11 protein-coding genes are annotated in these 13284 nt (G+C 59.6%); 1 reads left to right on the top strand and 10 read right to left on the bottom strand.

What is annotated here, in order from left to right; all coding sequences use genetic code 11:
* Positions 1-570: 570 nt before the first annotated feature.
* From AB6803_RS32725 to AB6803_RS32680, 10 genes are all read right to left on the bottom strand, one after another.
* Positions 571-1728, bottom strand: coding sequence for an iron-containing alcohol dehydrogenase (locus AB6803_RS32725; RefSeq protein WP_371112736.1), 1158 nt, complete (start codon positions 1726-1728; stop codon positions 571-573).
* Positions 1729-1740: 12 nt separating this feature from the next.
* Positions 1741-3492, bottom strand: a complete 1752-nt coding sequence (locus AB6803_RS32720; protein ID WP_371112735.1) for a nitrilase-related carbon-nitrogen hydrolase — start codon at positions 3490-3492, stop codon at positions 1741-1743.
* Positions 3493-3520: 28 nt separating this feature from the next.
* Entirely contained in the window at positions 3521-4216 is a 696-nt protein-coding gene (gene urtE, locus AB6803_RS32715; protein WP_371112734.1) for an urea ABC transporter ATP-binding subunit UrtE, read from the bottom strand.
* Positions 4216-4965 (bottom strand): urea ABC transporter ATP-binding protein UrtD, encoded by a 750-nt coding sequence (urtD, locus tag AB6803_RS32710; protein WP_371112733.1) that lies wholly within the window; start codon positions 4963-4965, stop codon positions 4216-4218. The genes urtE and urtD overlap by 1 nt, the downstream gene beginning before the upstream one ends.
* 1 nt (position 4966) lies before the next feature.
* Positions 4967-6106: an urea ABC transporter permease subunit UrtC gene (gene urtC, locus AB6803_RS32705; RefSeq protein ID WP_371112732.1), complete on the bottom strand. Its 1140-nt coding sequence runs from the start codon at positions 6104-6106 to the stop codon at positions 4967-4969.
* 1 nt (position 6107) lies between these two features.
* On the bottom strand, positions 6108-7001 hold the full coding sequence (gene urtB / locus AB6803_RS32700) for an urea ABC transporter permease subunit UrtB (RefSeq protein ID WP_371112731.1): 894 nt from the start codon (positions 6999-7001) through the stop codon (positions 6108-6110).
* A gap of 143 nt (positions 7002-7144) precedes the next feature.
* Positions 7145-8395: a transporter substrate-binding domain-containing protein gene (locus AB6803_RS32695; protein ID WP_371112730.1), complete on the bottom strand. Its 1251-nt coding sequence runs from the start codon at positions 8393-8395 to the stop codon at positions 7145-7147.
* Between the two features lie 249 nt (positions 8396-8644).
* The gene (locus AB6803_RS32690; protein ID WP_371112729.1) at positions 8645-9253 is read right to left on the bottom strand and encodes an ANTAR domain-containing response regulator; all 609 of its coding nucleotides are present in this window, start codon (positions 9251-9253) and stop codon (positions 8645-8647) included.
* Positions 9254-9265: 12 nt separating this feature from the next.
* Positions 9266-10417, bottom strand: a complete 1152-nt coding sequence (locus AB6803_RS32685) for a transporter substrate-binding domain-containing protein (protein WP_371112728.1) — start codon at positions 10415-10417, stop codon at positions 9266-9268.
* A gap of 147 nt (positions 10418-10564) precedes the next feature.
* Positions 10565-12175, bottom strand: a complete 1611-nt coding sequence (locus AB6803_RS32680) for a GMC family oxidoreductase (protein WP_371112727.1) — start codon at positions 12173-12175, stop codon at positions 10565-10567.
* Positions 12176-12280: 105 nt separating this feature from the next.
* On the opposite strand from AB6803_RS32680, the gene AB6803_RS32675 reads away from it, so the two are divergent.
* Positions 12281-13213: a LysR family transcriptional regulator gene (locus tag AB6803_RS32675; protein ID WP_371112726.1), complete on the top strand. Its 933-nt coding sequence runs from the start codon at positions 12281-12283 to the stop codon at positions 13211-13213.
* Positions 13214-13284 lie beyond the last annotated feature (71 nt).

The following is a 13284-nucleotide window of genomic DNA, read 5'->3' as shown; positions in this document are numbered from 1 at the left end:
CACGAACGTACCCTCGCCGAGCTCACGAGACTTAAGCGCCTCGATGCGCAGATGCGTCAGAAACTGGCGGCTGATCGGCGTTCTGGGTTCGAAATCCAGGCCAATGTGAAAAAGCATCGAAGAATGACCCCTTCGAGAGGATGTTTAAGTTGTTGAAGTAAATTCAGCTTTTCGGATTAAGAGGGGGTGACGACGGATGTCGATCATGCCCCCCGCAGGTGACCTAATTTCTAATATTTCCAAATCGTTGACGGTATTTTCAACGGGGTCAGCGTTCCAAGCCGGTTTACAAATTGACTCTGTCGCAAACTCGAAGTTGAGACGCGGAAAGGCTTCTGCTCCACTTTTACGCGGCCAAGATTTCAAACTGTTCGACAAATGACGGTGCTGGATGTACCTCTACCGCGCCGTCGATGGCGTGGCGACATGGGCGATTTCTTATTCAGCGAGAAACGTAAACTGCCTGCCCTATCAAGAACCTAGCCAGCCTGACTAAGGCGTCGTCGGTTCGCATCCCATCAAGGCGACCGGTCGATTTCCTCCCGTGTTACGCAATGCATTCAGCACGATTTACCAAGCAATTTCGTAGATCCTGGCGGCATCCGACAGCGACACCGTCCGCGGATTGTTGACCAGCAACCGGGTCTGTTCCATTGCGCTTTCAGCTAGCAGAGGCAGTCCGTCCCTGGGAATTCCGACATCGCGCAGGCGTACGGGTAGGTTCAGGCGTATAGGCAGCAATGCCAGTCCTTCGATAAAACCGGAAAGCCGCTCGGCCTGACCGGCAGGCCCGAGATGAGGAAAGAGGCACGGCGCCAGTTCGGCATAGGCATCACCACACACCGCCGCGTTGAAGCGCAGCACGTGCGGCAGAACCAGGCTGTTGGAAAGGCCGTGCGGAACGTGATAGCGGCCACCGATCGGGTAGGCGAGAGCATGGACGGCAGCGACCGGCGAATTGGCAAAGGCCTGACCGGCCAGCATCGCGCCGAGCAGCATCGCCTGCCGGGCGGCCACATCGGTTCCTTTCATCACTGCGACCTCTAAATTCGCCCCGAGAAGCCGAAGAGCCTCCTTGGCAAGGGCACGGGAAACCGGATTGTTGTTTGCACTCGCGGAGGTGAAAGCCTCGATGGCGTGCACCATGGCGTCAATCCCCGTTGCAGCCGTCACGGCTGGAGGCAGGCCGAGGGTCAACTCCGCGTCGAGAAGCGCCGCATCCGGCAGTAGGACTGGCGATACGACGCCTTTTTTCTCGTATGCGCCCGTGGTGACGATGGAAATCGGTGTGACTTCGGAGCCGGTGCCTGCCGTTGTGGGCACAAGCACCAGCGGCAAGCGCTGCCCGCTGACTTTGCCCACTCCATAGATATCATCGAGCGCTTCCTTGCTTTTGCAGAGCAGAGCTACAAGTTTTGCGACATCAAGCGACGAGCCGCCGCCGATGCCAAGTACACCCGTGGCGCCGAAACCGGTCGTCTGCGCCACAGCCGCATGAATAATGGCGTCCGGCGGGTCGGCGACAACACCGGTGAAGATCGATATTTCAGCGCCGCCGTCCGCAAGGCTTGCCAGGGCCGGCTGAACGAGCCCCGCTTTGACGACCCCATCGTCCGAAATCACCATGACGCGCGGTCCAAGCCGGGTTTTCGTCAGCTCCGAAAGCCTCGTGATGCAACCCGGTCCTGCGATAATCTGCGGGACGGTCGCGAATGTGAATGTGGACATCTTGCCGGTCTCTCACTGATGCCATTTGACGAGCGGCTGATAGTGATGCGGCTGGCGCATGACGACAAGATCCTTTCGCCGGACGATGTTCGTCGGATACGGTGTTTCGAGATTGGTGGTGTCGACGGTTGCTGCCGCAATCCCGTCCTCGTCCAGGATTGCCGATTCCTGGCGCGGAAAGGCAAAGGAATCCGGCCCGAACACCGCACTCTTGCCCAGGTATCCCCGCGCCACATCCAGGACATTGGCGAAGGCGAAATAGACGTTGTTCTCGCCGCCGCGCACGCGCAACGCATGCCAGTGATAGGGATCGGCGCCCTTGGGAATCGGATAGTTGTGCGGAATTTTAGTGCCCTTGTGGCTGCCGGTGAAAGTGCCAGCTATGGCTGATGGGCAAGCGACCACGTCGCATCCCAACAACGCGAGCGAACGGATGGCTTCCGGATAGAGCGCGTCGTGGCCGATCGCCAGACCGACGCGGCCGATCGCCAGATCGTAGACTTTCCATTCGTCGCCGGCCGTCGCCCAACTGTCGGAAATGCCGAGATGCGTCTTGCGGTAGCTTCCCACAAGTCCCTCGGGGCCAGCGAGAACCACACTGTTATAAACGTTGTCCCCATCCGCCTCGGCAAATCCGGCGACAAGATAGAAACCGAGCTTCATCGCCAAACGAACGAAGGCCGATACCGTCGGACCTGAGAGCGGCTCCGCCCGGCTTTGCGGGGCTTCCAGTCCAGTCAGCGACAGTTCCGGGAAAACCAGAATGTCCGGCGCTTTTGTTGCCTTCGCCTCGGCTGCCAGATCGGCGATGCGGGCGAGATTGTCGGCGACGACGGAGGAGGGGGCGAACTGGGCGACGGCGGCACGAGATACGCGTCCACGCGGTATCGGCTGATAACCATAGAGGCGGAAGTAATCACCCGGGTTCCAGGTGAAGCTGTTGGTCATCATGTTCATGTAGAGCTCGGGCCGGCGGGACTCAAAGACCGGTTCGCACAGGACCTCGCGACGGCGGGCAAGAGCGAGATCAATAGTGCCATAGGCGATCCCGTCGCCCGTATCGATGGATGCGGCGACCGTGCCACCTGGATCGATCACGCAGCTTCCGCCGGAAAACTGTACGGTTCTCTCAAGCCCCCACCGGTTACTTTCGATGACATAGCAGGCATTTTCGAAGGCGCGGTTGATCCAGTAGGGTGCCGGGGTGCGCTCCTGGAGCCAGTTGGAGATATGGCAGATGATGTCGGCACCTGCGAGAGCCTCCAGCCGCGCCGTCTCAAAGAAGTGCAGATCCATGCAGACCAGCATCGAGATCCGGCCGATCTCCGTTTGGAAGACCTCGTGGACAATATCGCCGTTGGCGGCCCATTTCGGCTCGGCGATGTAGGGATGCGATTTGCGGTGCCGGCCAACGACGCCCTCTGGGCCAATCAGGACGGCGGTGTTGTAATAGAGTTCACTCGCCGGATCGACTTCAGGCATGCCGACGACGATATAGCAGCGATGTTTGCTGGCAATGGCCTGAAAAACATCCGTAGTTGGTCCGGGAATTGTCTCTACGAAAGGTTTCACTTCGGCCCTATCGAACCAGCAATAGCCGGTCGTGCCCATTTCGGGAGTGACGATCAGGCGCGCGCCTGCCGCTGCTGCCTCTTCGCAAAGGGCTGCCAGCCGGCTGATGTTGCGCACCTTCTCGAACATGGTCGGCTCGAACTGGATGGTGGCCGCGGTGTAGGTTTGTGTCGATGTCATTGTCGTTCCCATTGTATCTGTGAATGGATGCCCGGCTGTTTCAGACAGCCATATGGCGATGAACAAGCGCGTCGGAGAGCGTGTCGATGGCGCCAGCTGCAACCACGCCTCCCTTCTCCAACATCGCGAATCGGTGAGACGCCTGCCTTGCAAAGGCGACGTTCTGCTCGACAAGGATGATCGTCATGCCGATCTCTCGATTGAGCCGGATGATGATCTTTTCGATCTCCTCGACGATGGATGGCTGGATGCCTTCGTTGGGTTCATCAAGAAGAAGAACCTTGGGGTCGGCGGCAAGCGCCCGGGCGATGGCAAGCTGCTGTTGCTGGCCGCCCGAAAGCACGCCGCCCGGTCGATCAAGATTGGCCATCAGGTATGGAAAAAGCTCCGGCACCATCGCCGGGATTTCGCGTTTGCAATCGCTGCGGGCAAAGGCACCCATCAGGATGTTCTCGCGGATGGTAAAATCGGGGATGATCTCCCGGCCCTGCGGGACGTAGGCGATACCGGCCTGGGCTCTCATATGCGTTGGGGACGAAGCGATGTCTTTTCCCTGCAGGCACATCTCGCCCGTCATGCGGTCGGTCAATGCCATCAGGGTTTTCAACAGCGTCGTCTTGCCGGTACCGTTGCGGCCGAGGATGCTCGTCACCTTGCCGGCCGGGATATCGAGCGTGACGCCGTGCAGGATGTGGCTGCGGCCGTAATAGCTGTGCACGTCTTTCAATGACAGCATCAGGATATTCCTTTCGAACCGAGATAGGCTTCACGGACTTTCGGATTGCGCTCGATATCTTCGACGCTTCCTTCCGCCAGAACCTCTCCGAGATGGAGAACGGTGATGCGTTCGGCGATTTCGCGGACGAACCCCATGTCGTGCTCGACAACGAGGATCGTATGGCGACCTTTGAGATTGTTGATGATCTGGGCGGTCTTTCGGGTCTCCGCCTGGGTCATGCCGGCCGTCGGCTCGTCGAGTAGAACCACCTTGGGATCCTGGACAATGAGCATGCCGAGTTCCAGCCACTGTGTTTGGCCGTGGCTGAGATAGGCGGCCATCATGCCATGCTCGGCCTCGAGGCCCGTGAGCGCCAGAACGTCGTCCACACGGCTCGTCTCGGCGCGCGAAAAACCGAACCGTAGATTGGCAAGCACCGAAGGGTTGCGGCAATTGGCGACCTCCAGATTCTGTCGCACGGTAAGGTCCCGAAAGACGCTGGGGATCTGGAATTTCCGGCCTATGCCGGCGCGTGCGATGCGGTGTTCGGGCCAGTTGGTGATGTCGGTGTCGTAGATGAAGACCTTGCCCTGCGTGCTGCGGGTCTTGCCGCTGACCAGATCCATCAAGGTTGTCTTGCCGGCTCCGTTTGCGCCGAGCAGCACCCGCAACTCACCGTCGAAGACGGTGATGCTGACATTGTTGACGGCTCGGAAACCGCCGAAGTCGACGCTGAGACCGTCGATGGTCAATGCGATGGCGCTCATATCACAATGCCTCGTTTTGCTGCTGCAAGGCCGGGAATGCCTTGCCAGGTTTGCGTCGACGAACGAACCATCGCAGCACATCATGCGCAACGCCGCCAAGACCGCGCGGCATGAACAAGACGACCAGCACGAAGATGAGACCGATGATCGCTTTCCACGCCTCGACCAGTGCTTCAGTCTCGCTGACCTCGGCCTCGATCATGTTGATCAGGATCGCGCCGATGCAGGCACCAAGCAGGGAGGAGCGGCCGCCGACGGCAGCCCAGACCACCATCGTCACGGAAAAGGACAGGTCCATGAATGTCGGGGACGCAAATTCTGCGACGACCACGTAGAGCATGCCGGCAACGCCGGCGATCCCGGCCGAAATGACAAAGAAGAACACCTGGTAGAGCGAGACGTCGAAGCCAAGATAGCGGGCGCGCACATGATCATCGCGGATCGCCTGCAGGATCATGCCCGCGCGGGTTTCCACGATAAGACGGGCACCGATGAGCGTTAGCGACAGGCATGCCGCACACAGATAATAGGTCGCCCTGCTGTAGGGGTCGAATTCGATGCCGCCGATCGTCAGCCAGCCAAGATCCGTAAGGCCGTTGAAGCCGTTCGTCACCGGTTGCGCATCGACCATGACGAGACGGACGAGCAGAACCAGCGCCAGCGTGATGATCGAGACGAAGACGCCGGAAATGCGCTTGCGGAAAACCAGCATGCCGAGTGCGCCGGCAATCACCACCGGAAGCACGATGCCGAGCACAAGCCCCACTGACTGGCTTTGAAAGGGAAGCCAGAGAAAGGAGCCCTTGTTGATGCAGCAAAGTTCGGTCGGCGCGCCCGGCTCGGCATTCCAGAGCATGAAATCCGGAACCGGCTTGTCGGATCCCTGTTGCAGGCTGGTCAGGCTCGACAGCTTTAGCGACATGGCCAGCATGTATGCGCCAAGACCGAAAAATAGCCCCTGGCCGAGATTGAGAATACCGGCATATCCCCATGTCAGCGCGATGGCGACGCCCAGCATGCCGTAGACAAGATATTTCGATATGCGGTTCAGCCAGAATTCGTCGCCGAAAACGGGCGCTGCGAAGATCACGGCGATGAAAAGCACATAGGCGACGACCTGGAATTTTCGTTCGATGCTCATGTCAGCGCCCCTTGAACGAGAACAGCCCGCTGGGCTTGATGAGAATGACGAGGATGACGACGCCGAACACGACGGCACGCGCCAGGATGTCGTTCGTGCCGATGGCGACCAGCGCATTGATTTCGCCAAGAAGCCCAGACGACAGGATTGTACCGAAAAGGCTGCCGACGCCGCCGGTCACCACAACCATGAAGCCATCGACGACCATTGTCGTGCCCATGTCGGGAAAGACGGTCTTGAAGCCGGACATCATGACGCCGGCGACGCCGGCAAGGCCGGAACCGAAAGCGAAGGTCATGGCGTTGACGCGTTTCACGTCGATGCCGCAGGCGCCGGCCATTTTCGGGTTCCGGATGATGGCGCGAACCTGCATGCCGGCCGCCGTCCGGTAGAGAATGAACCATGTCGCCAGTGTCAGCGCGGCGGTAACGGCGATGATGAAGGTGCGGTAGGCGTTGATGTTGGCGCCGGCAAGCCTGAACGTGCCCTGCAGGTAGGCAGGCACCGCGACGTTCTGCAGGCCTGCCCCAAGACCTTCGACATGAATGCCGAAAAAGGACAGGCCGAATTCGAGCCGCACGGCCTGCTGCAGGAGGATGGCGATCCCCCAGGTGGCGAGAAGCGTGTCCAGCAGACGGCCATAAAGCCGCCGGACGACCAACCGCTCGATCACCAGACCAAGCAGGGCGGTCACGACGAAGGCCAGCGGGATTGCGAGCAGAAGACTTGCTTTCAGCCAGATGCCGGAGAGGACGGCGACATACGCGCCGATCATGACCATTTCGCCATGGGCCATGTTGATGACGCCCATGGCGCCGTAGGTAATGGCAAGGCCAAGCGCGACCAGAAGAAGGATCGAGGCGAGACTGAGGCCGATAAAGAGAATGTCGAGCATAACGCCACCGTTCGTGAGAAGGGCGGGCCGAACTCTCCTGCGCCTTGCCCATCCTGATGGCAGCTTGCGGAAGAAGAGGGGAGGCCGGCCTTACCGAGAGATGATCCCGCCATCCATGGATGGCGGGACGACGCGGGGAGGGGTCAGCCCTTGAGCTTTGCGGCATCGAGACCATTGCTGGTGCAGAAAAGATTGCTCTCCGTCTCGCCATAGGCCGAATAGGGCAGAGGCTTGATCGGCGCCGGGTAGGCGTTCACCACCTTGCTCTGGCCGTCCGCCTGCCATTGCCCGATGCGCGGCGTCAGCCAGCAATGCAAGTTGTCGGCGTCGGTGGTCACCTTGCCGCCGGGCGCTTCGTAGGTTTGGCCACGAATGCCGGCCCTGATCGCGTCCGCGGAAAGATCGCCGGATTTTTCGACGGCCTGCTTCCACAGGAAAACCTGGAAATAGGCGGCTTCGAGCGAGTGGTAGGTGACGGCTTTCGGATCGTTGACGAAGCTCCTGAAGCGGTCGATGAAGCTCTTGTTCGCCGGTGTGTCGATCGACATGAAATAGGGGAAGGAGGTGTAGCTTCCAGCCGCATATTCGGCGCCCATCGCCGCGATTTCGATTTCGGATGTCACTGTCGCGCAGATCGGGATTGTCTCCTGCGACAGACCCTGGTTCTTGAATTCGCGATAGAAGGCGATGATCGAGTCGCCGACAACGTTGGAGAGAACAACGTCCGCGCCGGACTCCTTTATCTTGCTGACCATAACCGCCCATTCCGAGTGGCCAAGTTCCAGATATTCGTCCGCCACCCATTCCGCCCCTGCCGCCTCGATGAGTTTCTTGGAAACCTTCGCCATCTCGCGCGGATAGACATAGTTCGAGCCAACGATGAAGAACTTCTTCTTGCCTAGTTTCTCCACGATCCAGGGAATGTAATTGGAGAGCTGCTGGTTCGGAACTGCACCGGAATAGACAACATTACGGGAGCATTCGAAGCCTTCATAATGCGTCTGGTAAAACAGCATTGCGCCGCGTCGTTCGAAGATCGGCAGCACGGCCTTGCGGCTGGCCGACGTGTGGCAGCCGAATATGGTGGAGATCTTGTCCTTGAGGATCAGTTTCGAGGCCTTTTCGCTGAAGGTCTTCGGATCGGAAGCACCGTCTTCAACGACGACCTCGACCTGCCGGCCGAGCACGCCGCCGGCCGCGTTGATTTCGGCCACGGCCATCATGACGCCGTTTGCCAGAAGCTTTTCGGCAACCGAAAGCCCGCCCGTCTGCGAATAGAGCGCGCCGACCTTGATGGCATCGGCTGCGAAGGCGCGGCTGCCCAGAGCGGGCAGGGCGAGTGCTGCGGAAGCGGTCGCTGCGGTTTTCAGAAATTCACGTCTGTTGAACACCATCTTGGTTCCCCTTTTTTTGATTGGCGCACACGGCGGCACTGCCCACCGAACGGCGAGGCTCTCATGCCGAAAAATGGGATAGAGGGCTGACGTCACTGTCAGCAGACAACAAAAATCCCGCGAGGCTTGTCACAGCCTGCGGGCACCCTTGCCATCACCGCATCACGGCTGCGCCGCGTGCAACAGCGGCACATGGCTTCGTGAAACGAAGGGATGTGCCGGAGGTGTTTATTCAAAACACGTTAAAAATTAATCATGTTTTTGGGTTGGGCGCAAGAGCTGTTCGGCGTTGATAATCGAATTGGCGATTTCATCGATGGGCACGCGCCGGGCCATCGCCTGCTCGCGCATTTCGCGGTAGGCCTCGGTCTCGCTGGTACCGCGGTTGGCCATCAGAATCGCTTTTGCCCGTGCCAGTTTCTGGTCACCCAGAACCTTGCGCTTATACTTGCGTGCCTCCTTGACGAGCTTCTGGCGTTCGAGCCACAGGTTGCGGGCGATGGCCAGATTGGTCAGCAGGCCGAAGGGTTTGATCGGTCTTTCGACAATGGCAAGCGCGCCGCTTTCCAGTACGATCTGCAACGTCGATGGATTTTCGTAACCGACGATGGCAAGCATGGTCGGGGCGGGATTGGGAAAGGACTTCAACAAGCGTTCGATTTCCGGTCGCGCCTCGTCTTCTATGGCAAGGAAGACGACATCCGTGCCGTGTGGCAGTTCAGGCGGCACCGGCCAGAGGCAACTGACTGTACAACCGATACGGCGCAGGTGATCCACGAGAAAATCTCCCTCGGATGTCCGGGGATGGATGACCAGAACCTTGAGATCCCGCAAATCTCTGAGAAGGGCGAAAGACATCGTCGCTCCTTCTCAAACCTGGACACGATGCGGGAAAGCCTGCGTCAAGTCCGGGCGATATTCGCGCATGAACGGGTCTGGCGCCACTCGCAGCGACGGATCATAGACGATGTCGTAGCTGCCCTGTGCATTCACCCTTGCAACTCTTGGCCACAGATGCGTGTGGTTCGTTAGCCGGTCTATCTTCACTGCGCCTTGCGGTGCATCGTACTCTACCTTGTAAAGAGCCGGGAGAAGCTCCTCCAGCCTGTCGCTGCCGGCGCGCTGCAAAGCCGCTGCATAGAGATAAACCTGGAAATAGGCCGCTTCAGCCGGCGCGGTTGGAGGCATCTGCAGGCCGTATCTCTGTTCGTAAGCCGAGACGAAAGCGCGGGCACGGGGTGTATCCAGAGACGCGAAGAAGGGGGCTGCGGTGATATGCCCCTCGGCCACCTCCGGCCGCATGCGGATCACGTCCGCCTCGCTGGTGGATTGGCTTGAGATCGGCATCGTCGCCGCATCGAACCCGGCCTCCTTGAACGCCGTATAGAAGGGAATGATGCCGTCGCCGACGATCGTCGAATAGATGACATCCGGCTGTGCCGCACGAATATGCCGGATGATCTTGGCGACGTCCTCGGTTTTGAGGTTCAGGGGAACATACATCTCGTCCAGCACCTGTCCGCCCAGCTGAAGAAAGAGGTCGCTGATCGTCCGATTGGATTCATAAGGATAGACGTAGTTCGAACCCACAAGGAAAACCCGCTTTCCATAATGCTTCGTCAGAAAGTCGACGAGCTGGACGGAGTTCTGGTTGGGGGCTGCACCCGTATAGATGCAGTGACGGGAGTATTCGAACCCCTCGTAGAGCGTCGGGTAGAACAGCAGTGCGTCACGGGCCTCGATGACGGGCAGAACGGCTTTGCGGGTGCTCGACATATGACAACCGAAAACGACCCGGACACGGTCTTCGTCGCAAAGCTTGACCGCGAGTTCCTTGTAGAGATTGGGCGTCGATTGGGGATCATAGGCGACGGGTTCGATCGCTCGGCCGAGCACGCCGCCGGCCGCATTGATTTCGTCGATCGCCAGCAAGGTCGCGGCCCTCTGGGTTGTTTCCACGGCCCCCGTCACACCCGTTTCGGAGAACAGCACACCGACCCGCCAACTTTCTGAATGCATCATTGCCCACCAAAAAATAAAAAAGCTCCCGCCCGTTTCCGGTCGAGAGCTACCCTGCTCATGGATTATCAGCGGCCCGTTGAAGCCTGCGAGAACATGATGTCAGTTTCCGTGTCCGGTGACAATAGCGGAACGAAAAGCCATGCAAGGCTATTTGCGTGCATCCTCAAGCAGCATCGCAGCACCTTTCATCGCGATCATCGCCGTCGGCGTATTGGTGTTGCCGGAGGTGATCGTCGGCATGATCGACGCATCGATCACGCGAAGACCCGCTATCCCGTGAAGGCGCAGGCGTGCATCGACGACGGACGCCGGATCGTCCGCAAGACCCATCTTCGCGGTTCCGACCGGATGGAAAATGGTGGTGCCGATATCGCCGGCGGCCTTGGCCAGCGATGCCTCGTCGTCGCCGATGGCAACGCCTGGCAGAACTTCCTCTGGCCGGTACGGTCTCAACGCAGGCTGTGCCATCAGCCGCCGTGTCGCGCGGATAGCGTCCGCGGCCACCCCGGTATCTTCTTCTGTCGTCAGGTAGTGCGGGGCGATGAGCGGCGGCGCATAGGGGTCGGCTGAGCGCAGCCGCACCGCGCCGCGCGACGTCGGCCTCAGATTGCAGGCGCTGACGGTGATCGCGGGAAAACGATGCAACGGTTCGCCGAACCTGTCGAGGGACAAGGGCTGGACGTGAAACTGGATGTTGGCACGATCATGCGACGGATCGGAGCGCATGAACAGGCCAAGCTGGGACGGTGCCATCGTCAGCGGTCCACGGCGGCGCAGGGCATAGTCGAGCCCCATCAGCCCACGACGCAAAAGCGAGTGATAGGTCTCGTTCAGCGTGCGAGCGCCGCTGATCCTGTAGACGGCGCGCTGCTGCAGATGATCCTGGAGATTGCGCCCCACGCCGGGCCGCGCGAGAACCGGTTCGATGCCCACGGCCGAAAGCCACTCCGCCGGCCCGATCCCCGAGCGTTGCAGCAGCTGGACAGAGCCGATGGCACCGGCACTCAGCACGACCTCGCCTCTGGCAGCCGCCGTTCTCAAGACGCCGTCGCGGATATAGCGCACTCCCGTTGCCCGCCCGTTCTCGATGACAAGCCTGTCCACAAGAACACCGGTTTCAAGCCGAAGGTTCGCCCGAGCCAGAACCGGCTTCAGGAAACCCCTTGCCGAAGACCACCGACGACCGCGTTTCTGATTGACGTGAAAATAGCCGGATCCTTCATTGTCGCCCGTATTGAAATCCGCGACCTTGCGGACGCCGAGTTCGGCCGCGGCCTCCCGAACGGCATCAAGGATTGGCCAGGAGAGACGCGGCGCCTCGACGCGCCAGCCGCCGCCTGTGCCGTGATGCGCGCTTTCCCCCATAAAATGATCTTCCATCTGCCGGAAATGGGGCAAGACGTCCTGCCACCCCCAGCCGGGAAGACCAAGGTTCGACCAACCGTCATAGTCCGCCGCCTGTCCGCGCATGGCGATCATCGCATTGATCGCGGAGGATCCGCCGATGACCTTGCCGCGCGGGTAGGACAGCGAACGACCGTTCAGGCCCGTTTCCGCTTCTGTCTTGAACATCCAGTCGGAGCGGGGATTGCCGATCGTGAAAAGATAGCCGACGGGTATATGAAACCAGATCCAGTTGTCCTTGCCGCCGGCCTCAAGGAGCAGCACGCGGTTTCCGGGGTTCTCAGAGAGCCTATTTGCAAGGATGCACCCTGCCGTCCCGGCCCCCACGACAATGTAGTCATAATCCCCCTCCATCGCGTCTCTCCATCTTTTGATCGATATGTCACCGGTTTACTGGCGACGCCGTTGAAGACAAGGCACGCAAAAGCACATAGCGTGTGCAAAAAGGAGTGCTGAAATTTGGATTGGGACAATATCAGGGTATTTCTGCACGTCGCTCGCACCGGCCGGATTATCGATGCTGCACAGGTACTTGCATTGGATCACTCGACCATCAGCCGCCGTCTTTCCAAGCTTGAGGAAAGCTTGGGCGTTCAGCTTTTCGAACGGGCTGGGCGGCGATTGCGCATTACGCCGGCGGGCGAAGAGCTCAGATGGTCCGCCGCCAAACTCGAATCGATCATCCTCCGGGAGATCGGCGGTCTTGGTGCCGAGACAACCGGCATGACGGGCCGCGTGCGGATCGGTGCGCCGGAGGGGCTGGGCATAGGCTACCTCGGCGGACGGATTGCGGCCATCATGCAGGACTATCCAAACCTTGACATTGAGCTTGTTGCTTTACCTCAGACTTATTCGCTTTCGTCCCGGGAAGCCGACATCGCTATTACACTCGATCGCCCGGAAGAAGGCAGCTTGGCGACACGCAAGCTGACCGATTATGCGTTGGGCTTTTACGCCACCCGTGCCTATCTCGGGCGAAACGGCATTCCCCAGACGCTGGAGGATCTGACCGGCCACACGCTCTGCGGCTACATCGCTGGGCTTCTCCACACGAAGGAGCTTGCCTATCTCGACGTTCCGGATCTGAAGCTTGCTGTGCGGTTCGCAAGTACCAGCATCATCGCCCAATGCGCCATGGTTGAAAGCGGTCTGGCAATGGGCGTTCTGCCGGCCTATCTTGCTGCGAGAAAACCCCTGCTTGTTCCGGTCTTGCAGTCGTCGTTCCTCTTGCGCCGCAGCTACTGGCTGTCGGTCCACGAAGACCTTCGGCGTCATGCCCGAATTCGCAAGACTGTTGACCTGCTCACTGCGGCAGTTCGAAGGGAAAGATCGTTGTTCGTTAAACCTTCTTCGACACGCGATGCGTCGAAGCCACAAAGTAGCTCCGACTAGGCCGTGTCCCCATAACGGGGTTCATGTTGGTGCTGGTGTGTGATTCAATCTCCAGAAAAGGAGATTGCCAT

The organism is Rhizobium sp. RCC_161_2 (genome assembly GCF_041355235.1).
GTDB lineage: Bacteria > Pseudomonadota > Alphaproteobacteria > Rhizobiales > Rhizobiaceae > Rhizobium.
Note: the sequence above shows the minus strand (reverse complement) of the source record. Positions and strands in the feature narration are given on the sequence as shown.